General features: G+C 60.4%; 20 protein-coding genes. 14 read left to right on the forward strand and 6 right to left on the reverse strand.

Annotated features, from left to right (window positions below; translation table 11 throughout):
- Positions 1-30 precede the first annotated feature (30 nt).
- Positions 31-2,754: a glycosyltransferase family 2 protein gene (locus ACK2SD_RS08765; RefSeq protein ID WP_412461900.1), complete on the forward strand. Its 2,724-nt coding sequence runs from the start codon at positions 31-33 to the stop codon at positions 2,752-2,754.
- A 53-nt stretch (positions 2,755-2,807) separates the two neighbouring features.
- On the opposite strand, the gene ACK2SD_RS08770 is transcribed toward ACK2SD_RS08765, so the two are convergent.
- From ACK2SD_RS08770 to vioA, 6 genes are all read right to left on the reverse strand, one after another.
- Positions 2,808-6,197: a glycosyltransferase gene (locus ACK2SD_RS08770; protein ID WP_412461901.1), complete on the reverse strand. Its 3,390-nt coding sequence runs from the start codon at positions 6,195-6,197 to the stop codon at positions 2,808-2,810.
- 146 nt (positions 6,198-6,343) lie between these two features.
- The gene (locus ACK2SD_RS08775; RefSeq protein WP_412461902.1) at positions 6,344-7,327 is read right to left on the reverse strand and encodes a hypothetical protein; all 984 of its coding nucleotides are present in this window, start codon (positions 7,325-7,327) and stop codon (positions 6,344-6,346) included.
- Positions 7,320-8,045 (reverse strand): WbqC family protein, encoded by a 726-nt coding sequence (locus ACK2SD_RS08780; RefSeq protein ID WP_205419286.1) that lies wholly within the window; start codon positions 8,043-8,045, stop codon positions 7,320-7,322. Before ACK2SD_RS08780 ends, ACK2SD_RS08775 begins: the two co-directional genes overlap by 8 nt.
- On the reverse strand, positions 8,039-8,743 hold the full coding sequence (locus ACK2SD_RS08785; protein WP_295482362.1) for a class I SAM-dependent methyltransferase: 705 nt from the start codon (positions 8,741-8,743) through the stop codon (positions 8,039-8,041). Before ACK2SD_RS08785 ends, ACK2SD_RS08780 begins: the two co-directional genes overlap by 7 nt.
- A 72-nt stretch (positions 8,744-8,815) precedes the next feature.
- The gene (locus tag ACK2SD_RS08790; RefSeq protein ID WP_412461903.1) at positions 8,816-10,084 is read right to left on the reverse strand and encodes an ATP-grasp domain-containing protein; all 1,269 of its coding nucleotides are present in this window, start codon (positions 10,082-10,084) and stop codon (positions 8,816-8,818) included.
- Positions 10,085-10,088: 4 nt separating this feature from the next.
- A complete protein-coding gene (gene vioA, locus ACK2SD_RS08795) occupies positions 10,089-11,207 on the reverse strand; it encodes a dTDP-4-amino-4,6-dideoxy-D-glucose aminotransferase VioA (protein WP_412461904.1) in 1,119 nt (372 codons plus the stop codon).
- Positions 11,208-11,509: 302 nt separating this feature from the next.
- Here vioA and ACK2SD_RS08800 point away from each other — a divergent pair, with 302 nt between their 5' ends.
- The 13 genes from ACK2SD_RS08800 to fliG all read left to right on the forward strand — a co-directional run bounded on the left by ACK2SD_RS08800 (position 11,510) and on the right by fliG (position 25,273).
- The gene (locus tag ACK2SD_RS08800) at positions 11,510-12,445 is read left to right on the forward strand and encodes a ketoacyl-ACP synthase III (RefSeq protein ID WP_039578961.1); all 936 of its coding nucleotides are present in this window, start codon (positions 11,510-11,512) and stop codon (positions 12,443-12,445) included.
- A gap of 406 nt (positions 12,446-12,851) precedes the next feature.
- A complete protein-coding gene (locus ACK2SD_RS08805; protein ID WP_412461905.1) occupies positions 12,852-13,280 on the forward strand; it encodes a hypothetical protein in 429 nt (142 codons plus the stop codon).
- 668 nt (positions 13,281-13,948) lie between these two features.
- On the forward strand, positions 13,949-14,797 hold the full coding sequence (locus ACK2SD_RS08810) for a flagellin domain-containing protein (protein WP_317872331.1): 849 nt from the start codon (positions 13,949-13,951) through the stop codon (positions 14,795-14,797).
- Positions 14,798-14,868: 71 nt separating this feature from the next.
- Positions 14,869-15,228: a flagellar protein FlaG gene (locus ACK2SD_RS08815; RefSeq protein ID WP_029612424.1), complete on the forward strand. Its 360-nt coding sequence runs from the start codon at positions 14,869-14,871 to the stop codon at positions 15,226-15,228.
- A gap of 83 nt (positions 15,229-15,311) precedes the next feature.
- Positions 15,312-16,736: a flagellar filament capping protein FliD gene (gene fliD, locus ACK2SD_RS08820; protein ID WP_412461906.1), complete on the forward strand. Its 1,425-nt coding sequence runs from the start codon at positions 15,312-15,314 to the stop codon at positions 16,734-16,736.
- 134 nt (positions 16,737-16,870) lie between these two features.
- The gene (gene fliS / locus ACK2SD_RS08825; RefSeq protein WP_029612422.1) at positions 16,871-17,266 is read left to right on the forward strand and encodes a flagellar export chaperone FliS; all 396 of its coding nucleotides are present in this window, start codon (positions 16,871-16,873) and stop codon (positions 17,264-17,266) included.
- A gap of 15 nt (positions 17,267-17,281) precedes the next feature.
- On the forward strand, positions 17,282-17,578 hold the full coding sequence (locus ACK2SD_RS08830; protein ID WP_029612421.1) for a flagellar protein FliT: 297 nt from the start codon (positions 17,282-17,284) through the stop codon (positions 17,576-17,578).
- A gap of 167 nt (positions 17,579-17,745) precedes the next feature.
- Complete coding sequence (gene fleQ, locus ACK2SD_RS08835) at positions 17,746-19,221, forward strand: transcriptional regulator FleQ (RefSeq protein ID WP_039578953.1); 1,476 nt, start codon at positions 17,746-17,748, stop codon at positions 19,219-19,221.
- Positions 19,222-19,429: 208 nt separating this feature from the next.
- Positions 19,430-20,650 carry a sensor histidine kinase gene (locus ACK2SD_RS08840; protein WP_412461907.1) on the forward strand — a complete coding sequence of 407 codons (1,221 nt, stop codon included), beginning with the start codon at positions 19,430-19,432 and terminating at the stop codon, positions 20,648-20,650.
- Complete coding sequence (locus ACK2SD_RS08845) at positions 20,647-22,017, forward strand: sigma-54-dependent transcriptional regulator (protein WP_412461908.1); 1,371 nt, start codon at positions 20,647-20,649, stop codon at positions 22,015-22,017. The genes ACK2SD_RS08840 and ACK2SD_RS08845 overlap by 4 nt, the downstream gene beginning before the upstream one ends.
- A 106-nt stretch (positions 22,018-22,123) precedes the next feature.
- On the forward strand, positions 22,124-22,456 hold the full coding sequence (gene fliE / locus ACK2SD_RS08850; RefSeq protein ID WP_029612419.1) for a flagellar hook-basal body complex protein FliE: 333 nt from the start codon (positions 22,124-22,126) through the stop codon (positions 22,454-22,456).
- Positions 22,457-22,470: 14 nt separating this feature from the next.
- Positions 22,471-24,261, forward strand: coding sequence for a flagellar basal-body MS-ring/collar protein FliF (gene fliF, locus ACK2SD_RS08855; RefSeq protein WP_039578948.1), 1,791 nt, complete (start codon positions 22,471-22,473; stop codon positions 24,259-24,261).
- Complete coding sequence (gene fliG, locus ACK2SD_RS08860) at positions 24,254-25,273, forward strand: flagellar motor switch protein FliG (protein ID WP_029612418.1); 1,020 nt, start codon at positions 24,254-24,256, stop codon at positions 25,271-25,273. Before fliF ends, fliG begins: the two co-directional genes overlap by 8 nt.
- Positions 25,274-25,332: the final 59 nt, after the last annotated feature.

Consider the following 25,332-nt stretch of genomic DNA (forward strand, 5'->3'; position numbering starts at 1 on the left):
GTGCCTCCACACACTACTCATAGGTGCCCTATGGCTGAAAATGCAACCGCCTCACGCGATCAGGTGACAGTCATCCTGCTCGGGCACGAGCAGCCCGCTCACCGCGCTCGCGCCCTGCATTACTACCAACGCGCTGGAGTCGCCTGCGTGGCACTGGAGTACCTGCATGGCCAGAACACGCCAGCGGTGCTGAGTGAGCGACTGATCCAGGCGTTGAGCCAGCTCGAAAGTCCTTACGTCATGCTTGCGCTTGACGCTGATTTCGTGCGCCCCCAGGCACTGGACCGCGCAGTCCAGGTCTTGGCCCAGACCCCCCAATTCTTGGGCGCCCAGGGTTACGCTCTGGCGTATCGGCTGGGTAATGCCAAAGCCTTCTATCACAAGGTGGGTGCTGTAGTGCACCCACCGCAAGGCGAGGGCGGCCGCGGGCGGTTGCACCAGTATGCGCTAGCTGGTCAGTCGGCCTGGCGGGCGGTGTTGCGGATCGACGCACTCACCCGGGTATTGGCGGACTTGCCTGCAGAGCTGGATTTCGCCGGTTGGCAGGTGGCATTGTCCTATGCCCTGCTGACTCAGGGTTTCATTGCGTCGGTGCAGCAAACCGATGTGATCTGCGAACTGGCCACCTGTGGGTTGACGCCGGTGGCACGGGATCAGCAATTGGCACATACCGTGCGCGTGCTGCGTCAGTGGGATAGCGCAGGCCCCGCACTGTGCATTGATGAAGCCGGCTTCAAGGTGCTCAATCACTTGGTGCGAAGTACCTACGATCACGCCGATGCGCCGCTGTTGTTCACGTCGCCGTGGGTATCGGTAATCGGCGAACCACAGCGGGTTTTCGAGCCTCGCCAGTACGTGGAACTGCCCTACTACGACCCAATTCTGTTCGCGGATTTGACGGAGGTGGAGTTTCTCTGCCACGCCTGGCCGACAGGTCAGGCCCACCGCGAAGCACTCGAGGGTACCTGGGTGCGCCAGCGCGAGTTGCTGATCGAACATCCGAACGACACTCGCGAAAGCTTGCAGCAACGCTACTGGAAAGCGCTGGCGCTCGGTCTGTTCAATCTACAGGTCTGCCGTCATCTGGTTCCCACCTTGACCGGCGTAGAAGATGAGCAGCGGGCGCTGGAACTGGGTGAATGGCTCGAGCGCCTGCAGCAGATACCGGGCTTGCAGGCGCTGGACTGGCTCGCAGACACCCGCTCCGGGCAGGTGATCGGCGCGTTGGCCGAATCGCTTCCGGAGGAGAGTGTGCGCCGGCGCGCACTGGCTGAAATCGCCAAGCGTCCCGGCGTGCTGCTGACCTTCGTCGTCCTCGATCTGCACAACGACGATCTGGCGCTGCAAGCCAGCTTCGACAGCCTTCTTGCAAGTGGCCTGCGGCAGTTCAAGCTGGTGGTGCTCAAGAATGGCAAGCCACCGGCGATCACAACGTCACGTGACACCCTGCATTTCGTCCAGGTGAACGATGACAACTGGATCAATCACCTCAATCAGCTGTTGCGCCAGCTTGCCAGCGAGTGGCTGATGCTTCTGGATGCCGGTGACGAGTTGGTGGTCGGCGGTCTGTTACGTCTTCATCAGGAGTTAGCGCAGGCGCCTGGGTGTCTGGCGGTGTGTGCCAACGAGGTACAGCGCGACGACCAAGGGCGCCTGCACCCGGTCGTGCGTCCAGGCAGCGACCTGACTGTCTTGCGCAGTCAGCCCGGTTTGATGTCGCGACACTGGTGCGTTCGTCGTCAGGCGGTATTGGATGCGGGAGGGTACAGTGAAAGCCTGAGTGCAGCGTTCGAGTTCGACCTGCTGCTGCGTCTGGTCGAGCAACACGGTCAAGGTTGCCTGGCTCATATGGATCAGTACTTGGTCGTGGGGTCGGTTTCTAGGCCGAGCCTTCAGGCCGAGGCCGCCACACGTCTCAAACGCCATCTCACCGACTTGGGCTATCGGGGCGAGGTGCATGATCGGGGCGAAGCGGGCCTGACTTTGGACTACCGGCATTCAGCCACGCCACTGGTGAGCATACTGGTCGCGGCGCAGGGCGATCCGCAACAGTTGATGGGCTGCTTGAACAGCATCTTGCAACGGACCCGCTACCCCCGTTACGAGGTATTGGTGGCCTCGTCCTCCGCGCATGCCGATGCGCTGTCCGCCGGCCTGGCATCGCTGGGCAGTCGTGTGCGTCTGGTGACCACCCAGGCCAGTGAGCTTTCCGAGTTGTTGAATAGTGCAGCCGAACACGCCCAAGGTGAGCACTTGCTGCTGCTGGCAGAGTACTGCGAGGTGATTTCACCCGCGTGGATCGAAGCGTTGCTCAATGAAGGGCTGCGCCCGGAGGTCGGGGTCGTTGGCGCCTGTCTGCTGTCGCGCGAGCTGAATCTGGTGCACGCCGGCTTCGACCTATTGCAAGGGCCGCAGGTGCATGCGCCGTGGTCGGGGCTGGCACTCGCCGACTGCGCCGAGGCACGCTGGCCAGACACGGTACGAGGCTGTGCAGCGGTCTCTGCCGACTGCATGCTGATACGCCGCGATTTGTTCGATCATTGCGGTGGTTTGAAGGCCGCAGGGGGCTTCGACGTAGCGCTGTGCCTGGAGGCTGCGCAACATGGGTTGCTGGTGGTCTGGACACCGGTCGCCCAACTGTTCGATGACGCGCCGTTGATGCCCGACGAGGGCGCTTGCGCAGCGCTTCAGGCGGGCTACCCCCAGGCATTCGTTGGCAGTTGGCCCAGTGACGCGCTGAAGCCGATTCTCTGACAGCCCGGCGACCCTTGGTAGCGCTCGTCTACCAAGGGTCGCATCCAGGGCTGCTAGGATTGCATCCAACTGCGCAGGCAGACCTCACGGTGAACAGCGTCGAAGAAGCCTGTCCCTTCGACCACCTGACGTAGCCGTAGCCCTGCTGCCCTGGCGTTCTGCGGTGCTTGCAGGTAGGCGTCCACGGCCTCGATCCAATGCTCACTGCGGTTGACGACGAAGGTCATCGGCCAATCACGGACTTGCGCTTGATCGTCATTGCTGATGATCGCCACGCCACTGGCAGCTAGGCGCAGGGCCAGCTCCGGGGGGGGTGATACGCCAGGCGGCATGGGAATGAGTGCGAGGTCGAGCGCCAGGCTGTGCAGCAGTTCGGGCTGGGAGGTTATGTCTTGAGGATGGACTTCCTCGACCAGTGGCGCCAAGTGCGCGGGTACGTCTCCCCAGAGCACCCAGTGCGCGCGCCCTGCGCAGGCACGTAGTATCGGCTCGACCATTGCCAACGTTTCCAACTGCACCGGACAGCCGATTCGCAGTTTTTCTGGCGAGGGTCGCGCGATCAAAGGCTTCTGCCACGGCGGCATCAGACGCGTGGCTCGTACCCGAACATCCGCGTGCATGTGCGCCAGATCGTGCGCCAGTTGCTCAGTCGCCACCACAACGCGATCAACCACTGCGAGGGCATCATGCAGGAGTTGCCAGGCGCGCTCGTCCTGGGGCAGTTCCTCAACTTCCAAGACTTTGAACGCCGAATGCCGAGCGTAATCAGTGCCAACGGTCGCAATGCGCGCCGAATCGGCGACGTGCGCGAACACCACGACATCCGGGTTCAAGCGTCCCAGTTCCGGGCCAGAGAGCAATACGGGTATCGAGCAGCCGTCGACTTGGCCATGCTCAAGCAACTGCTCGAATGTGTCGATGCATCGCTGTGGACGTTCGCTGTCAGGATGCACCAGGACGACGGGTAGTGGACGCCAGCTCAGTGGACGCCAAGTCAGTGCGTGTAGGGCGGGAAGTTCGTGGCCTGCGCCTCGCAGCGACAAATTTTTGTTGTAAGCAGGGTCGCGTATCAATGAGTCATGCCAGCGAGCATGCAAGTTGTCTTCGTCCTGTCGCAGACGTACACGCAGATCCGGTTTGCGTAGCTCACCGGTCCAGCCGTCCACACGCTCGCAGGCCACCAGGGCGCGGGCGTTCCAGACGTTCAGCAGGCCCTGAGCACTGGCACGCAGGCACAGGTCGAGGTCATTGAAACGCAGTGCGAAGGCAGACTCGTCCATGCCGCCAAGGGACTCGAAGAGTTCGCGCCTGATCATCAGGCACGCGCCGCTGACTGCGCTGACATCGCGGTCCACCAGCAGGTACTGCAAATAGCCTGCTTCGCTGTTCTCCAAGCCGACTCCGGGACTGGCAGCGCTGCCGTTCAATCCCAATACATAACCTGCATGGGCGAGCTTGCCTTCGATGTCCAGCAACTTCGGCGCGACCACGCCGACTTCCGGGCGCATTGCGTGGTTGAGCAGATGTTCCAGCCATTGCTCGTCGAACGCCACGCAGTCATTGTTCAGCAACAGCAGGAAGTCGCCCTGTGCGTGGCGGGTGCCGAGATTGTATAGCGCGCTGAAATTGAGTGCGGCCTCGTCGCGAATGACCTTGATCAAACCCTGCCCGGCTACCACGAGCTGTTCGAGCCACTCCTGCAGCGCAGGACTCTGACTGGCGCTATCGAGCAGTATCAGTTCGAAAGCGCTGTAGCGCGTCTTCGACAGTAGGCTGTCGACGCAACGCCGTACCAGGTCCAACTGATCGCGTACCGCAATCAGGATCGAAACCGTAGGTTGCCCAGAATGGCTGTAGTCGATGTGATAGTGGCGCGGCGGGGTTTCCAGAACTTGTGCCTGAGGGTAATCACGCGCGACGAGATGACGACGGATCTGGGCGACCTCATCAGGGTTCGCTGACATGTCAGCGGCATCGCAGATGACCAGCGGCTCATCCAGGTGACCGATGCCGTCGAGGCCGTGAGCCTCGATCAGGCGCAGAATGACGCCGAGTTCAAGGGCGTTGGGAAGCTGCCTGTCGAAACCACCGACCTGTAGCAGCAGGTCCCGGCGAATGATCCAGTGCCGGGCCATTATTGCCGGTATCGACAGCAGGTAATCCAGATTCATGTCTGGGCGCAGGACCGGGCTAGCTCCACCCTGAGTGCGATAGATTTCATCGGCGTAGAGCATGCGGCAGCCCTGCGCACCGGGCAATTCGAGATCCAGCATGACGCAGCCACTGGGCAGTAACTCCTCGCCCGATTCCATCAGCAGCAACCATTGGCCGTCATCGTGCTCGGCAATCTGGTTGAGCAATCCGACCTCGGGTTCGCCGTCGATCCACTGAACATTACTGGCGAGCAAGGAGGGTAGCGGCTGTCGACTGACGACATAGACGCGCAATTGCAGTGGGCTGCTGGTACTCCACAGCGCCAGGCTTTCCAGTGTGTCACTCAGCGCCCGGTATTCGCCGCTGTTGTCGCTGATGACCACGCTCAGGCGTGTCTGGCCAGTAAGTGCGTTACGCTGCACGTCGACGAGTGCTCGCTGTACTGGAGTAAGCTGGCGATGAAGCAACCAATCACGGACGCTGGGCGTTTGGCTGGTTGCCGAATGCTCCGCTGCCACCCGCTGGGTATGGCCGATGAAGGCTTTGAGTTGAGGCCAGAATTCATCCTCCATGCGCAGAAGTCGCTGGCGGGCTAGACCCACCGAATGACGTGCGCGCTCGATTCCTCCAGGTTCATCGAGCATGGCCGCGCCAGCGTCGCCAATATGTTCGGTGAACGGCAGTTCATGCACGTGGCCGCCGCGCAGATAAATCACCGGGCAGCCGCACATCAACGCCATGGTGCAGGTGGCCGAAATTTCGTAGGTGTACAGGGTTTGTGCGCTCTGGAACAGCACGGCGAGCTCTGGGAGGGTGCGCGGATTGCTCAGGCTGAGCACTTGTACATCTGCTGGCAGCAAGCTGTAGTCCACCTGTTGTGCATCGAACCGATGCAGGTACAGGTAGTGGCCGCGTCGGGCAATCGGCTGCACGGGTGGCGCGAACAGCGTCGAGTCGATGGTCGGCAGGGTGAGCATGTCGTGCAGGAGCTTGCCGTCGGCAAAGTCGTGGGCGTAGTAGTAATAGAGGTCGCTTTTTTGACCGCCCACCTCCAGGCCGTTGAGGAAGCCGTCACGGTTGAGCATGTAGCGTACTACCACGGGACTGCCCAGAGGATTTCCGCTGATGACCTCGGGGTAAACGGCGATGGGCGACACCCCTCGGACCTTGTGCACGTGCCGTACCACGTCCGTCAAGGCAGGTGTGCGCAGGTTGGGATTGACCACCGTGCAGCCCACCACATAGGCCTCCTGCCCGCTGATGTTCAGCGCATGACAGAGAAAGTGCATGACGCATACACCCGAGGACGTATCGCGGTAGTCGGGGGCGTAGATATAGTAAGGATTACCCTGTGTCCGGTGAAGCGCTTGCGGAATCATTAAATGTCCTGTTGCTAGGCTGGTCCACAGGGCCATGCCGTTATCGAAAGAGGCGCTCAGCATGTGGCCATGTGCCAATGCACGCGGTCGATAAGCCTCTGCATGTGCTCTTGGTGGTATCGCTGGTCGACAGGCAGAGGCAATACACAGCCTGCCAATAGCCTTTCCACGTTCGGGCTTTGCGCAGCATTCGCCACTTCCGGCCAATAGCAGGGGATGAATATGCGCTCTTCCCGCAGCGCTTGGCGTACGTACTGCGCCTGTGCCGGAGAGCCGAGCAGCAGTGGATAGCTCAGCGCGGCTACGTGGGGTGCAGTAACGCCGGGCTTGAAGAGGTTGTCGCGGTCGAACGCTTCGCACAGGTGGATGAAGTTGTCTCTCCGGCGGTCGGCGATGATGGCGTAGTCCAAGCTGTCGAGCAGGCGCCGAGTACTTTGCGACATGGCCGAAACAGGAGCTTGCGCCAAGGCTTTTTCAGCTTCGGTAAAAGCGAGATAGTGCTCTTCGGGAGCGGACTCCAAGCGTCCCAGCAGCGCGCCGAAGCGGTCTCTGGATTGGCTCTGTGGCAATTCCTTCAACCGGTCTGGAGGGTTGGCCAGCCATCCACCGTCGGCGACGCCGACGAATTTTCGTGGAGAGTAGAGCGTGGAGATACCTGGCAAGGGCGTGCTGAACAGCGCCTGCGAGTTATCTACAATCAGGCGATCGCCATAACGGGGGGCCAGCACTTCTCGGACATAAGTGTCCTTCAGGCCGAAATAGTTGACGTAAAGCAAGCGCTCGTCCGCCTTCAGTGCCGGCAGTTGCAGTAATTCGAAATCCATGTCGATCGCGTAGGGCTTAGGTCGGCTGCCTGCGACTTGAGCGGCCTCCACTACCGCTTGACAAATGTAGTAGGGCAGATACAGGCAAGGGGCGGCACTCGCCTCCAGCAACGCCGTCAGTGCGGAACGGGCGCAGTTGAAGCCAACGGCGTCTGGATACGGCGTCAGGCCTGTTCGCAGTTCCAGTTCGAAATAGCCGCCGATAGCCTCAAGCATTTTTGACGATCCCTTGTCTGGCCCATTCACCAACGGTGTGCGCCGGGTTGAACATCAAGGCGTCGAGAATGGACAGTCCTGGCAGGAACTCATGGCTGCCTTGCTGATAGCTCGGTAGCCGTGCCTGGAGCAGTTGCAACTGCATGCCCGCCGCGCTGAAGGTGTCGGAGTCGTACAGAAAGGCGCCTGCTGAGGGATTCAAGTAATGGCTGGCGCCCACGGCTGTCATCAGCTCCAGCACCCGCGCCTGACCGCTCAGGCCTACTCCGTCTCCCAACTCACTGGCGCTGATGATTGGCGTGGTCACGCCGATCAAGTCGCAGCTGGCTTTGAGCATGCGAACGTTGAGCTCGGCGATACTCGAGGCGGGCTCTTCGAGCAACGGTTGCAACCACGAGAGCACGAATGGCGCGTTGGGCGCCTTGCGATAGGCATTGGCGAGTTTGTTAAGGATGCCGCGCACATCGAATACCTTGCTGATTCGTTTGCGCAGAATTGGCGCGGTATGGCTGCTTTTCTCAAGCGCAACGCTGAACCAGCGCGGTTCACCGTCCAGCAGGTAGCGGTTGCGCTCGATCCAGCCATTCTTGATGAATTGCGCAGTGTCATAGCTGACGAAAAGGTCCGCTGCGCCCAGAAGTTGGTAATAACCCAAGTAGGGAAGCAGGTAGGGCTGCATCAACACCACACGCTTGCGAGGGCTGCCAACATTCAGCATCGCTGATACACCCCTAGCCATGAAGAGGTGACGCCCACATGCCCGTTAGAGGCCCGCCATGCTAGATCCAGCCCTCGATTGATCCATCGGGTAAACGGATGCAGCACGCTTTTCTCGACATAGAAGGATCGCCACAAGCGTGTTCTGTACGGGTCTCGGAAAAAGTAGATGTCGCTCAACACGATGCGCTCGCTTGCGCCGAACGAGAGTGGTGCGTTGGATTGCCCAAAGGCGTGACGGATGCTCTGCGGATAGTAAGGCCGCACGTGAGAGAAGTCGTGAAAGAACCGCTCTCCCAGAACCGGGCTAATGAGTACCAGACGCCCGCCTGGTGCAAGCAGGTCGATCAAACGCTTGAGCAGCGTCAACAGTTGTGTCGGATCTAGATGTTCAACCAAGTGACTCAGAAAAATAACATCGAAGCTTTGCTGCAGCGGGGCGAGCTCGGACTCGTGATAGGCCTCGAAGCCTTCTTCGATGGCTTGGTTGATGTAGTCCGGATTGATGTCCACTCCTACTGGCTGCAGGCCCCACTCTCGAAACAGGCGTAGATATTTCCCGCGTCCCAGGCCGTAGTCCAGCACGCTGAGCGATTGACGCCTGTTTGCCGACCACTCGCCCAACAATCTTTTCACGCGCTGGGTTTCCAGCGTTTGGTAGTGTGCCGGATAACGCTTGCTGTCCAACAGCTCAAACATGAGGAGCCTCTCGACGGAGGAAAAGTTTTTTTTTGAATGAAGTAGACGCTAGACGCATAGCCTTGAAGGCAATCATGAAATGAACTCCAAAGCATCGACATCGAACACTGGAATACCGCAGTGGGTGGCCACATCCACGCGTTCAGGGAAATGGTTATCGATGAAAATAGCCTTGCCGACGATGAATGAGGATTTGGCGCGGCCGTCGGTAATATGAATGATGTCGTCAAACAGTTCGGCGGCGATGCGTGCTTTGCGCAAGGCAATCAGAGGATCGCCAGCGTGGCGGGTAAGCAGCACCAACCGCTTGCCTCTAGCTAGCATGCGGTAGAGAAAGTGCAGTGTTGAGGCAATGGCCAGGCCGTCGCGAATTACGGTTTCGTCGAAATCGATGTAGATCGTATCGAAGGGCTGAGTTATTTGCGCCAGGGTGAGAATACGTCGTTCGACCAGGTCGACAGCGTATTGAGGTAAGGGTCTGACTTTACGGCCCATGTAATCATGCACCGCCATCAGTGGCAGGTTCACCCCGCGTGCGCGCTGAGCCACCATGGATCCTGCCACCCGGCAACTGATCTCCAGCAGCTTCCACTGGCCCGAGTGGTCGCGTTTGAGTTGGAAGAACCAGGGGCCACGCAGTCGTAGGCGTTGGTTGATCACTTCTGCGATCTGCGTGATCTGCGGGTCTGCTGCCGGGAACGTGCTGCGCATGGAAATGCCGGCTCTCACGCGCTCGCGAGTGCGTGGGCCGACCCAGCGCAGCGCGTGTTCGAAATCGGTGAAGCAGTCCACGGTGGCTTCTTCGCCAGGCAGGTACTCAATCAGCAAGGGCAGCGTTGTGGCTGCCATTGTCGCCAGGGCTGCCTGGGGATCGGTTACGAGCGCGAAACCTTGTCCCCCCTGGCCGAGGTCTGGCTTGACCACAGCGGGCCAGTGCACCACCTGCGCCGCGTTGGCATAGACATGAGGTACCCACGGTTGGTCAGCGAACTCAGCATAGGTCAGCGACTTGCGTCGAGCGATGGCGCATGTCCGCGCGTCATCATTGATCAGCCCGACGTTGAAACGCTCCCTGGATTGACTCAGATACGCCTGGACGGTGTCATGGGTAGCGAACACCAGATCAATCTGCCAGTGCCGGAGCAACGCGACGAACGCGTCGTCGAATTCAAGGGCATCGATGCGAGGCAGATCACCCTGGTAACGTTCGTACAATTGGCGCCCATGATCGTCGACGCTTGAGGCACCGTGGAGCCGCACATGGACCGAATGGATCAGGGCTTGATGAATTTCCGCGGCGTTTTCCGAACCGCAGGGGAAGACCAGTACGTTGAGTGGCATGTATTCAGCTCTGCCGCGCAGCATGGATCACTGAGATGATGCGCTCTTGGCTAACGATGTCGAGGTCCGGATAAATCGGCAGGCACAGCACTCGTCGAGAGGTGCGCGTGGCAATCGGCAGACGGTCGGGGCGGGCACTATCAAGATTGCGATACATGGGAAACTCGCTGATCAACGGGTAGAAGTAGCGCCTCACCAAGATATCCTGCTCCCGGAAACGATCGTACAAGGCATCGCGGTCGATGCCGAAGGTCTCGCTATCGACCATGATCGGGCAGTAGGCATAGTTCCAGTCCAAGTCATGCGCTGGGGCGATCAGATCGATGCCGGGCACGTCTTGCAGAGCGGATCGATAGCGCTCGAATATCTGTCGACGGATCACCAGCGCCTGATCGATGTAGCGCAATTGCAGAAGGCCGAAAGCGGCCTGTAACTCGTTCATCTTGCCGTTGATGCCAGGCGCCACCACCGTGATCTCATCGGCAAACCCGAAGTTCTTCAAGTAGTCGATACGTCGTTTGGTTTTCTCATCCTGACAAACGATCGCACCACCTTCGAACGTATTGAATACCTTGGTGGCATGGAAGCTGAGCACCGAGACGTCGCCATGGTTAAGAATGCTTTCTCCATGCCATCTCACGCCGAAAGCGTGAGCGGCATCGTAGATCACTTTCAGGCCGTAGGTATCGGCGATCGCTTGGATTTCTTCGAGGTCGCACGGAATGCCGTAGCAGTGAACCGGCAAGATGGCGGTGGTATTGGGCGTTATCGCCTCGACGATGCGTTGCGGGTCTAGGTTGTTAGTATGCGGGTCGATATCGACGAACACCGGTTTGAGGTTGTTCCACAGAACGGAGTGAGCTGTGGCAACGAACGAATAGGGCGTGGTGATGACTTCGCCCGTAATTCGCAGGGCCTGTAACGCAGTGACAAGCGCCAGAGTACCGTTGGAAAACAGTGAAATGTAGCGGACCCCCAGATGGTTGGCCAACTCCTGTTCAAGCTGCTGGTGGAAACGACCGCAGTTGGTCAGGAACCGGCTTTCCCAGATCTGCTCCAGGTAAGGCACATAGCTCTCCAGCGGAGGCAGCAGCGGGCTTGTAACGGGGATGGGTTTCACCATGGACATGGCTCGCATTGACTACAGCTAAAGAGATTGCCGCATCGAGCGGTAATGCGCGTGCAGACAGGTGCCTGGGCGTCATTTAAACGACGATTCAGGCGCTATCGATGGGCTCAAGCAAGAATTTGGCCAACCTCAGGCGTCCAGATAAATGGCAAATGACCGTGCAACCGTGACTTGGCAGTCTAAACGGGCATCTCTACTCTATTGAGTCTGCGGGAAGGACCGTCACCACGGCAGCTCAGTCCATTTTGCGTGGACTGGACCCCGCGAAATTTCGCCATGTCTATCGGGAAGCCATAATGATTGGCATCAAAAGCATCGCCAGTTACGTACCTGTCGAAGGCGTCGACAACTACGCCCAAGGTGCGAAGTTCGGCAAAGATCAAGATTTCATTTTCGGCAAGATCGGTTCGACTTTTTTGCCGCGCAAGCATGTCGGCCAGGAAACCTCCGATCTATGCGTGGAGGCTGCCCAAGCGCTTTTCGCCGCCAATCCGTCGCTGGATCCTGCCAGCATCGATGCTGTCATCGTCGTGACCCAGAATGGTGACGCCGAAGGCCTGCCGCACACTGCGGCTATCGTTCAGCACAAGCTTGGCCTGTCAACCCACGTTGCCGCTTTCGATGTGTCTCTGGGTTGTTCAGGCTATGTTTATGGCCTCTACGCCATGAAAGGTTTTATGGAAGCCGCGGGCTTAAAGAATGGCCTGCTCATCACTGCCGACCCGTACTCGAAGATCGTCGATGACGAGGATCGCAACACCTCCATGTTGTTCGGTGATGCAGCCACGGCCACCTGGATGACCCAGGGCGCTCACTGGCAGTTGGGCAAGTCCCTGTTCGGCAGCGACGGTGCGGGTGCCGAGCACTTGCGCACTACCGACGGCAAGTTTTTCATGAATGGCCGCCAGGTCTACAACTTCGCGTTGTCCAAGGTGCCGGCTCATTTGACCGCGCTGCTCGAAGCAAGCCAGGTGGACGCCGCGGATGTCGATATGTTCTGTCTTCATCAGGGCAGTGCCGCGATCGTTGATGCAGTGTCTCAGCGCTTCGAGGACGGTGAGTACAAGGCGCGTTTCGTAAAGGACATGCTTGAAACTGGTAATACCGTGTCGTCGAGCATTCCGTTGCTGCTCGAGAAACATGTGCTCGACTCGTCCCACAAGCGAGTTGTGATCTGTGGCTTTGGAGTCGGGTTGTCCTGGGGGTCGGCGGTCTTGGAGCGAACGGACTGAGTTCGTTGCCAGGCGTTGAAAGCGCTGGTCGTCAATGCGATTGGCGTTTTTAGGTGGTTCCCGATAATGACGTGCATTGTCGGGATGTGTGCTCTGCTCATGAATCTTTCCCAGGAGTATCTTTTGGCAAATCAGGCGCGCTGTTGATGTGAACCTGTCGGCCCGCTCCGGCAGAGGGTGTGTGTCGCTACCGCTTGAAGAACCAGTCGGTAAGGGTTTGGCCGCCATATTGATCATGATCAGCGCACTTCGATGCTAGTGGGCGTATCGTTGCGGTGCTTGATGCTGCCTTCTGTATGGCGGCTGTTCTGTTGATGTCTGCTGCGGACCGTCAGCGGTCTGGGTGGTCCGAGACTCATCTCAACTGGACTTTTGGAGTTGAAAACTGAGCAATCAAGGAAGACTTATGTTCAAGCTCGCGTGCGGAATTGTGGTGGCGATATCGATGGCTCCAGCACTTGCAACGGCAAGTGAAGCATCTCCCGTAGGGTCGTGGCAGTTCGCTTATTACCACGTGCCGAGCGGCGCTTTTTATGCCAACCAGACCATTTGCTTCAAGCAAGACAAAACATGGTATTCAAGCACGCAGGCCAACTGGAAGGGTGCATGGTTCCAGAGTGGCGATGACCTCCAGTGGTACGGTAGTGTGCCTATGAATGGAGTGGGGAGTGCCAATAATATCGCCACCATTTCGATCGGTAGGTTTACTGATGCAGGTGCCATGGATGGCATTTACACGGAGTGGGCGGCGCCCAGCGCGCTACCTCTGGGGTGGGACAAGCACTACACCTACAAAATGACGTTCAAGGGCGCTGCGTGCGGTGCGCCCAAGTAGTCATGTGATCCCTGTTGACCTGAAGGCTTATTGCCTTGCGTGATAATCCATTCAGGTCGACGATTTTCGCCTCTGGCTCTGTCCGGAACTGGGTTGCAGTCCGTTCGTGCTCGCTTGCACGGGTGGAGGCGCTTAAGCGTACTTCGGTAATCGAGCTAAGTAGGGTGGTGAAGGGTTAGGCCCAGTCATGGGGCGGGTGACCTGATGGCTCCTTCATTGGGATCTTGTTGGTGGTGTCGAGTGATCAGGATCATCAGGTGGGGCTGCGGGGTGGCTGCGCTTGAGGTACGTGGGTGTGCCTCTAGTTGTTGAAAATCGCTCCCGATGCCGTATTTGCATTGTTGCGTCGAGCGGGCGAGAAGCAGGCGTTTAGGTGTGGTCCGTCCCCCATTACCCGCGCAGTGGAGCCATTATCCTCTTTCGCAGGGCGGAGAAGTGATTCAGGGCTGTCTGCCTATCACCTCATTTCTGTCCCCTGAGTGGGCGGTGTTTTTCTGGCGTCAAACCCTTGATTTCACTGGGGTAGCATCAGGCCAGTAAAAAAATTCTGAAAATCCCTAAAGCAAACCGCGCGGACGACGATAACCATTACGAAGGTTCTCTAGGCCACACACCCGGCAGTTGCCAGGGCCGGAAGCCGCAGTACCCAATCCAACGAGGAATTCGTCATGGCTTTGACCGTAAACACCAACACCACCTCTCTGGGCGTTCAGAAAAACCTGAACCGTGCTTCCGACGCAGTAAGCACCTCGATGACCCGTCTGTCTTCCGGCCTGAAAATCAACAGCGCCAAAGACGACGCCGCTGGCCTGCAGATCGCTACCCGCATGACCTCGCAGATCCGTGGTCAGACCATGGCGATCAAAAACGCCAACGACGGTATCTCGATCGCTCAGACCGCTGAAGGCGCGATGCAGGAACAAACCAACATCCTGCAGCGTATGCGTGAACTGGCCGTTCAGTCGCGAAACGACTCGAACAGCGCGAACGACCGTCAAGCCCTGGACAAAGAGTTCCAGTCCATGGCTTCGGAACTGACCCGTATCGCCAACAGCACCCAGCTCAACGGCAAGAACCTGCTGGACGGCTCGGCTTCGGTCATGACCTTCCAGGTTGGCTCGAACACCGGTGCTTCCAACCAGATCACCATCGACCTGAGCGCCAAGTTCACCGCTTCGGACCTGGGTGTCACCAGCTCGATCAACATCCAGGGTTCGGACAGCACCACCGCCGAGTCGAACTTCAGCGCCGCTGTTTCGGCCATCGACAACGCTCTGCAGACCATCAACAGCAACCGTGCTGACCTGGGTGCCGCGCAGAACCGTCTGACCAGCACCATCAACAACCTGCAGAACATCAACGAAAACGCCGAAGCCGCTCGTGGTCGTGTACAAGACACCGACTTCGCTGCTGAAACTGCCCAGCTGACCAAGCAGCAGACTCTGCAGCAAGCGTCGACCTCGGTTCTGGCCCAGGCCAACCAGCTGCCTTCGGCAGTCCTGAAGCTGCTGGGCTAATCTCTAGCTAGCGGTAAGCGGGGAAGCGCTGTCCAGGCGCTTTCCCGCTGTCTATTTACGAGGTGGTGGACATGGACATGAGCGTCAAGCTGAACCTGTCTTACCCGGCCCCGCGCGCGGCCGAACAGGTGCCCGAAAAGCAAGCGCCGCTGCCCAGTCAGCAGCGTGACGATCGCGACGACAAGAAAGATGCTCAGGTGCCGCACGGTGCCGACAACGTCAAGCACGCCGTCTCGCAAATCGAAGAATTCATGAAGCAGACCCGACGCAATTTGCAGTTTTCCACCGACGAGGAATCCGGCAAGATCGTGGTCAAGGTCATCGCCAGCGAAACCGGCGAGCTGATCCGTCAGATTCCTTCCGAGGAAGCGCTGCGGATCGCTCATAGTCTGAGCGATGTAAAAAGTGTGCTGTTCGACGCTAAAGCCTGAAGGCGTTAGTGCGATAACCCGTTTTTTCCAATGCCTGTCCCGCCGCCCTCGGGCAGAGCATCATCACCAAGAGGGACTTCTGCATGGCTAGCCCGATCATTCCTTCCTCAGGTCTAGGCTCTGGTCTGGATATCGGCAGTATCGTCAAGGTGCTCGTATCTGGCGACACCTCTGCCAAGCAGGCGCAGATCAAGCGTCAGACCAGCAATAACAGTGCGATGATTTCTGGCATTGGCTCGCTGCGCAGCGCTCTGACGGCGTTCCAAGACGCCATGAAGAAGCTCAACGACAAGAATGCCCCTTCTTTCAACGCCTTCGCTGCCTCCTCGGGCAATGAGTCCGTGGTGAAGGTCAAGTCCAATAACACAGCGGTGTCTGGTAACTACGACATCGTGGTCAACAAGCTTGCCACCAGCTCCAAGGTCGCCAGCCAGCAGTTCTCCAATGGCGCCAACAGCGCGATCAATGCCGGCGACATGACCATCACTCAAGGTGGCAGCAGCTACAAAGTGACCATTGGCAGTGGCGCGACGCTGCAGACCGTGCGTGACCAGATCAACAAGGAAATGGCATCCAACGGCATTTCCGCGAACATCATCAATGAATCTGGCGGCTCGCGTTTGGTGCTGACCTCCACCAAGACGGGTGCGGGGAACGACATTTCAGTGGGGGGTATCCCAGACCTCACCATTGACGGCACTAAGCAGATGTCCGGCACTGGCGGAGGATTCATCAATGCCTTGGCGCAGGATGCGGATCTGACTGTCGATGGTCTGAAGATCACCAGTGCTTCCAACACCATCGACAAGGCGATCAGTGGTATGAGCCTGGAGTTGACGGGCGTCAGCGCCAAGGCTGCCGATGGCACGGGCACATCGACTCGTCTGACCGTGGCCCAGGACAATGATGGATTGAAAAAATCCATTCAGGGCTTCGTTGATGCCTACAACACCTTGCAAAAAGCCGTCACCTCCCTGACCGCCACCAGCAAGCAGACGCAGGATGGCAAGGAAGTAACCGTACTCGGCCCCCTGACCAACGACCCTACCACCCGCTCGTTGCTATCGGACATGCGCGGTGTGCTGAGTCAGGCGGTTTCTGGGGGGCAACTGAATAGCCTGAGCCAGTTGGGTATCAACACGTCGAAGGACGGGACCCTTGAGTTCAATAGCATCAAGTTCACCGCCGCGATGGATGACAAGAAGCTCGGTGGCGAGGTGCAGAACCTTTTCACCAGTGACAACGGCATCTTCGCACTGATGAACAAGGCTATCGATCCGTATAACGCCACCGATGGCAGCTTGGCGACACGCAAGTCCAATCTGGACAAGGTCGCCAAGAACCTCAGCGACCAGCAGGCCGCTCTTGATCGTCGTACCGATTCGCTCACCGAGTCACTGACGCGCAAGTTCGTGGCACTCGACACTGCGCTGGGCAAGATGAAGGCCCAGGCCAACCAGATCACCTCGATCTTCGACGCGCTCAACGCACAGAAGAAGAACAGCTGATTCTGACGGTTGTGACAAAGGCCTGGCCGCGTCATATTGACGCGCCAGGCCTTTTGCATTGTCGCTAAAGTTTTTTCACATCGCGGCGATACAGCAGGTATCCGTCATCTTTTTCGCTGCAACGAGGTAGATCCATGAACCCGATGTTGGCCCTTCGGCAATACCAGAAAGTCAACGGTGTTGCACAGACCTCCGAAGCCAGTCCGCACCGTTTGGTGCAGATGCTGATGCAAGGCGGTCTCGACCGTCTGGCGCAGGCCAAGGGCGCGATCGCGCGAAGGGATGTGGCGCAGAAGGGTATTCTGATCGGCAAGGCCATCGACATCATCGGCGGCCTGCGCGAGGGTCTGGATCTGGAGAATCATGCCGACAGCCTGACCGACCTGGACAACCTCTACCAATACATGAGCCGCCGTCTGATTGAAGCCAACGTGAACAGCGATCCGGCGATCATCGACGAAGTGGCGCGGCTGCTGATCACCGTCAAGGAAGGCTGGGACGCCATTGGCGATCAAGCCGCTGCCGAGTAATACCAGGAGACGCACATGAGCGAAGTGATTGCACGTATCGAGCAAACCCGTGATGCCTTGCTGGCTGCGTTCGCCGAACGCGACTGGGAGGCGGTGGGGGAGCTCGACCTGGAATGCCGCGTGTGCGTCGATGAGATCCTGGCCGAGGCCCACGAACACGATGCTCAGGTCAGGAACAGCCTGGATGAATTGCTGGGGGTTTACCGGCAATTGATTGAGGTTGCAAGTGGTGAACGTCAATCCCTCGTCGATGAGATGTCGCAGATCCGCCAGGCAAAAAACGCGACAAAGGTATACCATCTGTTCAGCTGATCGCTGGGCAATGCAAGAAGCTGCGCGCCATTAATTTGACTGTGTGCTGTTTTTTGACTTAACTAGTGGCTGTTTTCGAGTTTCAGACGTCTGATCCTCACGACGGGTGTCTGAATGAAGTCGATAACGCCTGCGGGCGCCGAGATGACTAGGGAAGTTGGTATTGAATGTGGCGTGAAACCAAGATCCTTCTGATCGATGACGACAGCGAACGCCGCCGCGATCTGGCGGTGGTCCTGAATTTTCTCGGCGAAGACAACCTCTCCTGCTCCAGCCTGGACTGGCAGCAGACGGTGGAGGCATTGTCTTCGAGCAGGGAAGTTCTCTGCGTGCTCATTGGCGCGGTAAGCGGGCCGGCCGGGGTGCTGGGCTTGCTTAAGACCGTCACTGCGTGGGATGAGTTCCTTCCAGTGTTGCTTTTGGGCGAAATTTCTTCCGCTGAGTTTCCTGAAGACCTGCGCCGACGCGTGCTTTCCAATCTGGAAATGCCGCCTAGCTACAGCCAGTTGCTCGATTCGCTGCACCGTGCCCAGGTCTATCGCGAGATGTATGACCAGGCGCGTGAGCGTGGTCGTCAGCGCGAACCCAACCTGTTCCGCAGCCTTGTCGGTACCAGCCGGGCCATTCAGCATGTGCGCCAGATGATGCAGCAGGTGGCTGACACCGACGCCAGTGTGCTGATCCTCGGCGAGTCCGGCACGGGCAAGGAAGTGGTCGCCCGTAACCTGCATTACCACTCAAAGCGCCGCGAAGCGCCGTTCGTGCCGGTCAACTGCGGGGCGATCCCGGCCGAGTTGCTGGAGAGCGAGTTGTTCGGTCATGAGAAGGGCGCCTTTACCGGCGCCATCACCAGTCGTGCCGGGCGCTTCGAGTTGGCCAATGGCGGTACGCTGTTCCTCGACGAGATTGGCGACATGCCGCTGCCCATGCAGGTCAAGCTGCTGCGGGTGCTGCAGGAGCGCACCTTCGAGCGGGTTGGCAGCAACAAGACCCAGAGCATCGACGTGCGTATCATCGCCGCGACTCACAAAAATCTCGAGAACATGATCGAGGAAGGCACCTTCCGCGAAGATTTGTACTACCGCCTCAATGTCTTCCCCATCGAGATGGCGCCGCTGCGCGAGCGGGTCGAGGACATTCCGCTGCTGATGAACGAGCTGATCTCGCGCATGGAGCACGAGAAGCGCGGCTCGATCCGCTTCAACTCGGCCTCGATCATGTCGCTGTGCCGCCATGGCTGGCCGGGTAACGTGCGCGAACTGGCCAACCTGGTCGAACGCATGGCGATCATGCATCCCTATGGGGTGATCGGCGTCGCCGAGTTGCCGAAGAAATTCCGCTACGTCGATGACGAAGATGAGCAGTTGGTGGACAGCCTGCGCAGCGACCTGGAAGAGCGGGTGGCGATCAACGGCAACACGCCGAACTTCTCCAGCCACGCCATGCTGCCGCCTGAGGGGCTGGACTTGAAGGACTACCTGGGCAGCCTTGAGCAAGGACTGATCCAGCAGGCGCTGGATGATGCCAACGGCATCGTCGCCCGTGCCGCCGAACGCCTGCGCATCCGCCGCACCACGCTGGTGGAGAAGATGCGCAAGTACGGCATGAGCCGTCAGGGCGGCGAGGAACAGGCCGAGGACTGAGTTTCCGGTACCGGATGCAACTCCTTTGGGGCTGCCTTGCAGTCCATCGCGACACAAGGCCGCTTAGATTTTCTGGCAGCGGCCTTGTGTCGTGATCGGGTCGCGAAGCGGTCCCACGATTGCAAGCAAACCCCATCCCCGGCACGGCTATTGCTACACCGCAGGCGAAGTACCGTTTTTATGACGGTCAGCCATGCGAGAGAGCACGATGCCCCAGGCCGCCCCTATTTCCCGACTCCATGATGCGTCAGGGCGAGTTCCGGTCGAGCAGGACAGCCGACCCGGACTCGACCACGCCGTCGCCCTGTTCGATCAGGTTTCCACTCAGCTCAGCGAGTCCTACACCTTGCTCGAGGCGCGGGTCACCGAACTCAAGGGTGAGCTGGCAGTGGTCAGCGCCCAGCGCATGGCGGAACTGGATGAAAAGGAGCGTCTGGCCAACCGTCTGCAGCACCTGCTCGACCTGCTGCCCGGTGGTGTGATCGTGATTGATGGTCATGGCCAGGTGCGCGAGGCCAACCCGGCCGCCTGCGACTTGCTCGGTGAGCCGCTGGTCGGCGAGCTGTGGCGCCAGGTGATTGCGCGCAGCTTCGCCCCTCGCGAAGACGATGGCCATGAAGTGTCACTGCGCGACGGCCGGCGCCTGTCCATCGCGACGCGTTCGCTGGATGCCGAGCCTGGCCAGTTGGTGCTGATCAACGACCTTAGCGAAACCCGTCGGCTACAAGAGCAGTTGGCGCGCCACCAACGTCTGTCATCGCTGGGGCGCATGGTTGCTTCGCTGGCCCATCAGATCCGCACGCCGCTGTCGGCGGCCATGCTCTATGCCAGCCACCTGGCGGACGACCAGGGCGCCCTGGCGTTGGACACCCGCCAGCGTTTTGCCGGCAACCTCAAGGAGCGCCTGCACGAACTGGAGCACCAGGTGCGCGACATGCTGGTCTTCGCGCGCGGCGAACTGCCGCTGAACGATCGCGTCACGCCCAAGGCGCTGTTCCAGGCCCTGCAGCACGCTGCCCAGCCCCACGTTCAGGGGCATGCGGTGCGCTGGCAGTGCGATACCCACCTGGGCGAGTTGCTGTGCAATCGCGACACGCTGGTCGGCGCGCTGCTCAATCTCCTGGAAAACGCCGTGCAGGCCAGCACCGCACCGGCCCGGCTCAAAGTGCATCTGTTCCGCCGTGAGCAGAACCTGCACCTGAGTGTCAGCGATGCCGGCAGTGGCATCGAGCCGCAGGTGCTACAGCGCCTGGGCGAGCCTTTTGTCACCACTAAGTCCACCGGCACCGGATTGGGCCTGGCTGTGGTCAAGGCCGTGGTCAAGGCACATCAGGGCAGTCTGGCACTGCGTTCTAAAGTGGGTCGCGGCACGTGCGTGCACGTCGTGCTGCCGCTGATTGCCGCCCCTGCCGCGCAGGTACTGGCATGACCAAGGTATTGCTGGTCGAGGATGACCGGGCCCTGCGCCAGGCCTTGAGCGACACGTTGTTGATCGGTGGATTCGCCCATCGCGCGGTGGGCAGTGCCGAAGAGGCGCTGGCGGCGGTGAGCGAAGAGGCTTTCGGCCTGGTGATCAGCGACGTGAACATGCCGGGTATGGATGGTCACCAGTTGCTGGCCCAGCTCCGGCGCCAGCAGCCGCAGTTGCCGGTCTTGCTGATGACGGCCCACGCGGCGGTCGAGCGTGCGGTCGATGCGATGCGTCAGGGCGCGGTCGATTACTTGGTCAAACCGTTCGAGCCCAAGGCGCTGCTGAGCCTGGTCGAGCGGCATGCCGCCGGCCATCTGGAGGCGGGAGAGGAAGGGCCGGTGGCCTGCGAAGCGGCGAGTCGGCAACTGCTCGAGCTGGCGGCCCGGGTGGCGCGCAGTGACTCGACGGTATTGATTTCCGGCGAGTCCGGCACCGGCAAGGAGGTGCTGGCGCGCTACATCCACCAACAATCGTCGCGGGCCGCGCAGCCGTTCGTGGCCATCAACTGTGCGGCGATCCCCGACAACATGCTCGAAGCCACGCTGTTCGGGCACGAGAAAGGCGCCTTCACCGGCGCCATCGCGGCCCAGGCCGGCAAGTTCGAGCAGGCCGAGGGCGGTACGCTGCTGCTCGACGAGATTTCCGAAATGCCGTTGGGCCTGCAAGCCAAACTGCTGCGGGTGCTGCAGGAGCGGGAAGTGGAGCGGGTCGGTGGACGCAAGCCGATCGCCCTGGACATTCGCGTGCTGGCCACCACCAACCGCGACTTGGCGGGCGAGGTGGCCGCCGGACGGTTCCGCGAAGACCTCTATTACCGGCTTTCGGTGTTTCCCCTGGCCTGGCAGCCGCTGCGCGAGCGCCGCGCCGACATCCTGCCGCTGGCCGAGCGCCTGCTGGCCAAGCATGTGCTGAAGATGAAGCACGCCCCGGTGCGCCTGTCCGCTGACGCGCGTCATTGTCTCCAGGCGTATGCCTGGCCGGGGAACGTGCGCGAGCTGGACAATGCGCTGCAGCGCGCCTTGATCCTGCAGCAGGGCGGGGTGATCGAGGCGGCGGATTTCTGTCTGGCGGGTGCCATTCCCTTGTCGCCAGTCAGGGGTGCCACTATTGGGCCATCATGCGCCGAATCCAGTGCCGAGTCCAGTGGCCTGGGCGATGACCTGCGCCGTCACGAATTTCAGATGATCATCGACACCCTGCGCGCCGAGCGCGGTCGTCGCAAGGAGGCCGCCGAGAAGCTGGGTATCAGCCCCCGCACCTTGCGCTACAAGCTGGCGCAGATGCGCGATGCCGGCCTGGATGTGGAAGGTGGCCTGTACGGTTGAATGCTGGGTAAAGGGACACTCCGCCAAGGCTGGCACCTTTGTTGCTTTAACCGTCTTACCCGCTGCATCAGTGTCAAAAAAATGCGGCCGCCGGAGAGAGAAGTTCATGAGCCAAGGTGTTGAATTCAATCGTCTGATGCTGGACATGCGCGCGATGCAGGCCGATGCCATGTCGCTGCCCAAGGTCGCGGCTGCGCCCGAGCTCGCGCCAGGCCAGAGCAGCTTCGCCGACATGCTCGGCCAGGCCATCAACAAAGTCAGCGATACCCAGCAGGCGTCCAACCAGCTGGCCAACGCCTTCGAGATCGGCAAGAGCGGTGTCGACCTCACCGATGTGATGATCGCCTCGCAGAAGGCCAGTGTCTCTTTCCAGGCGCTGACCCAGGTACGTAACAAGCTGGTGCAGGCGTACCAGGACATCATGCAGATGCCGGTTTGAGGGCGCGTTGAGTCATGGCCGAAGCAGTCGTCGATAACGCCCCCGCCAAGAGCGGCCCGCCCGCGGCCAAGCCGCCGCTGTTCGGCATGGCGTTCCTGGAAAACATTTCGCGTATGCCCATGCTGCGTCAGGTCGGCCTGCTGGTCGGTCTAGCGGCCAGCGTGGCCATTGGCTTTGCCGTGGTGCTGTGGTCGCAGCAGCCCGACTACCGTCCGCTGTATGGCAGCCTGGCCGGCATGGACACCAAGCAGGTCATGGAAACCCTGGCCGCTGCCGACATCCCCTATACCGTCGAGCCCAACTCCGGGGCGTTGCTGGTCAAGTCCGACGATCTGTCCCGGGCGCGCATGAAGCTGGCGGCTGCCGGCGTTGCACCGAGCGACGGCAACCTGGGCTTCGAGATTCTCGACAAGGAACAAGGGCTGGGCACCAGCCAGTTCATGGAGGCGGCCCGTTATCGCCGTGGCCTGGAAGGCGAACTGGCGCGCACCATCTCCAGCCTCAACAACATCAAGGCCGCCCGCGTGCACCTGGCGATCCCGAAGAGCTCGGTGTTCGTGCGCGACGAGCGCAAGCCCAGCGCCTCGGTGCTGGTGGAAATGTACCCTGGGCGCAGCCTTGAGGCCGGTCAGGTGATGGCGATCGTCAACCTGGTCGCCACCAGCGTGCCGGAACTGGACAAGTCTCAGGTCACCGTGGTCGACCAGAAGGGCAACCTGCTCTCCGACCAGTTGCAGGACACCGCGTTGACCATGGCCGGCAAGCAGTTCGACTACACCCGGCGCATGGAAGGCCTGCTCACCCAGCGTGTGCACAACATCTTGCAGCCAGTGCTGGGCAACGACCGCTACAAGGCTGAGGTGTCGGCCGACGTCGACTTCAACGCCGTCGAGTCCACCTCCGAGCAGTTCAATCCCGACCAACCGGCGTTGCGCAGCGAGCAGTCGGTGAACGAGCAGCGCGCCAGCGGCCAGGGGCCGCAGGGCGTGCCGGGTGCGCTGAGCAACCAGCCGCCGGCCGGCGCTGCGGCGCCTGAGAACGCCAGGGCCGGTGCAGCCCCAGCCGGTGCCATCGCGCCCGGCCAGCCGCTGGTCGATGCCAACGGCCAGCAGATCATGGATCCGGCCACTGGCCAGCCGATGCTGGCACCGTACCCGGCCGACAAGCGTCAGCAGAGCACCAAGAACTTCGAGCTGGACCGTTCCATCAGCCATACCCGTCAACAGCAGGGGCGTTTGACCCGCCTGTCGGTGGCGGTGGTGGTGGACGACCAAGTCAAGGTCGGCGCCAATGGCGAGAGTACCCGCGCCCCATGGGGCGCCGAAGACCTGTCGCGCTTCACCCGCCTGGTGCAGGACGCAGTGGGCTTCGATGCCAGCCGCGGTGACAGCGTGACGGTGATGAACGTGCCGTTCTCCGCCGACCGTGGCGAAGTGCTGGCCGATATCCCGTTCTACTCGCAGCCCTGGTTCTGGGACATCGTCAAGCAGGTGCTGGGCGTGGTGTTCATCCTGGTGCTGGTGTTCGGGGTACTGCGCCCGGTGCTCACCAGCATCACCGGTGGCGGCAAGAACGTGGCCGGCGACCCCGACATGCAACTCGGCGGTATGGGCGGCATGGGCATGATCGGTATGGACGGCGAGGTCGGCGACGACCGCGTCAGCCTGGGCGGACCGAGCAGCATCCTGCTGCCGAGCCCAAGCGAAGGCTATGAGGCGCAACTGAACGCAATCAAGGGCCTGGTGGCCGAAGACCCGGGTCGTGTGGCCCAGGTCGTCAAAGAGTGGATCAACGCCGATGAGTGACAACCGAGCCATTACCGCCAAGCTGAGCCGCGTCGACAAAGCGGCCATCCTGCTGCTGTCGCTGGGCGAGACCGACGCCGCCCAGGTCCTGCGTCACATGGGGCCCAAAGAAGTGCAACGGGTCGGTGTGGCCATGGCGCAGATGGGCAACGTCCACCGCGAGCAGGTCGAGCAGGTGATGAGCGAGTTCGTCGAGATCGTCGGCGACCAGACCAGCCTGGGCGTCGGCTCCGACGGCTACATTCGCAAGATGCTCAACCAGGCCCTGGGCGAAGACAAGGCCAACGGCCTGATCGACCGCATCCTGCTCGGGGGCAACACCAGCGGCCTGGACAGCCTCAAGTGGATGGAGCCGCGCGCCGTGGCCGATGTGATCCGCTTCGAGCACCCACAGATTCAGGCCATCGTGGTCGCCTACCTCGACCCCGACCAGGCCGGTGAGGTGCTGAGCAACTTCGACCACAAGGTGCGCCTGGACATCGTTCTGCGCGTGTCGTCGCTCAACACCGTGCAACCGGCGGCGCTCAAAGAGCTGAACCAGATCCTGGAAAAGCAGTTCTCCGGCAACTCCAATGCCGCGCGCACCACCTTGGGCGGCATCAAGCGCGCCGCCGACATCATGAACTTCCTCGACAGTTCGGTCGAAGGCCAGTTGATGGACGCAATCCGCGACATCGACAGCGACCTGTCCGAGCAGATCGAAGACCTGATGTTCGTCTTCAACAACCTGGCCGACGTGGACGACCGCGGCATCCAGGCCCTGCTGCGCGAAGTGTCGTCCGACGTGCTGGTGGTCTCGCTCAAAGGCGCCGACGAGAAGGTCAAGGACAAGGTCTTCAAGAACATGTCCAAACGGGCCTCGGAGCTGCTGCGCGACGACCTCGAGGCCAAAGGGCCGGTGCGGGTCAGCGACGTGGAAACCGCGCAGAAGGAAATCCTCACCATCGCCCGGCGCATGGCCGAGGCCGGCGAGATCGTGCTCGGCGGCAAGGGCGCCGAGGAAATGATCTAAGGCCGCTTGCCTGGCTGGCGAACCGCCGCGCCTGCACGGCGCGGCGTCGGTCGAACACG

Source organism: Pseudomonas sp. SC11 (assembly GCF_047039205.1).
Lineage (GTDB): Bacteria > Pseudomonadota > Gammaproteobacteria > Pseudomonadales > Pseudomonadaceae > Aquipseudomonas > Aquipseudomonas boreofloridensis.

What these genes read in the sequence shown, in the direction of transcription:
- ACK2SD_RS08765 (WP_412461900.1), top strand. Translation starts at nt 31, where the DNA reads ATGGCTGAAAATGCAACCGCCTCACGCGATCAGGTGACAGTCATCCTG.
- ACK2SD_RS08770 (WP_412461901.1), bottom strand. Translation starts at nt 6,197, where the DNA reads ATGCACTTTCTCTGTCATGCGCTGAACATCAGCGGGCAGGAGGCCTAT.
- ACK2SD_RS08775 (WP_412461902.1), bottom strand. Translation starts at nt 7,327, where the DNA reads ATGCTTGAGGCTATCGGCGGCTATTTCGAACTGGAACTGCGAACAGGC.
- ACK2SD_RS08780 (WP_205419286.1), bottom strand. Translation starts at nt 8,045, where the DNA reads ATGCTGAATGTTGGCAGCCCTCGCAAGCGTGTGGTGTTGATGCAGCCC.
- ACK2SD_RS08785 (WP_295482362.1), bottom strand. Translation starts at nt 8,743, where the DNA reads ATGTTTGAGCTGTTGGACAGCAAGCGTTATCCGGCACACTACCAAACG.
- ACK2SD_RS08790 (WP_412461903.1), bottom strand. Translation starts at nt 10,084, where the DNA reads ATGCCACTCAACGTACTGGTCTTCCCCTGCGGTTCGGAAAACGCCGCG.
- vioA (WP_412461904.1), bottom strand. Translation starts at nt 11,207, where the DNA reads ATGGTGAAACCCATCCCCGTTACAAGCCCGCTGCTGCCTCCGCTGGAG.
- ACK2SD_RS08800 (WP_039578961.1), top strand. Translation starts at nt 11,510, where the DNA reads ATGATTGGCATCAAAAGCATCGCCAGTTACGTACCTGTCGAAGGCGTC.
- ACK2SD_RS08805 (WP_412461905.1), top strand. Translation starts at nt 12,852, where the DNA reads ATGTTCAAGCTCGCGTGCGGAATTGTGGTGGCGATATCGATGGCTCCA.
- ACK2SD_RS08810 (WP_317872331.1), top strand. Translation starts at nt 13,949, where the DNA reads ATGGCTTTGACCGTAAACACCAACACCACCTCTCTGGGCGTTCAGAAA.
- ACK2SD_RS08815 (WP_029612424.1), top strand. Translation starts at nt 14,869, where the DNA reads ATGGACATGAGCGTCAAGCTGAACCTGTCTTACCCGGCCCCGCGCGCG.
- fliD (WP_412461906.1), top strand. Translation starts at nt 15,312, where the DNA reads ATGGCTAGCCCGATCATTCCTTCCTCAGGTCTAGGCTCTGGTCTGGAT.
- fliS (WP_029612422.1), top strand. Translation starts at nt 16,871, where the DNA reads ATGAACCCGATGTTGGCCCTTCGGCAATACCAGAAAGTCAACGGTGTT.
- ACK2SD_RS08830 (WP_029612421.1), top strand. Translation starts at nt 17,282, where the DNA reads ATGAGCGAAGTGATTGCACGTATCGAGCAAACCCGTGATGCCTTGCTG.
- fleQ (WP_039578953.1), top strand. Translation starts at nt 17,746, where the DNA reads ATGTGGCGTGAAACCAAGATCCTTCTGATCGATGACGACAGCGAACGC.
- ACK2SD_RS08840 (WP_412461907.1), top strand. Translation starts at nt 19,430, where the DNA reads ATGCCCCAGGCCGCCCCTATTTCCCGACTCCATGATGCGTCAGGGCGA.
- ACK2SD_RS08845 (WP_412461908.1), top strand. Translation starts at nt 20,647, where the DNA reads ATGACCAAGGTATTGCTGGTCGAGGATGACCGGGCCCTGCGCCAGGCC.
- fliE (WP_029612419.1), top strand. Translation starts at nt 22,124, where the DNA reads ATGAGCCAAGGTGTTGAATTCAATCGTCTGATGCTGGACATGCGCGCG.
- fliF (WP_039578948.1), top strand. Translation starts at nt 22,471, where the DNA reads ATGGCCGAAGCAGTCGTCGATAACGCCCCCGCCAAGAGCGGCCCGCCC.
- fliG (WP_029612418.1), top strand. Translation starts at nt 24,254, where the DNA reads ATGAGTGACAACCGAGCCATTACCGCCAAGCTGAGCCGCGTCGACAAA.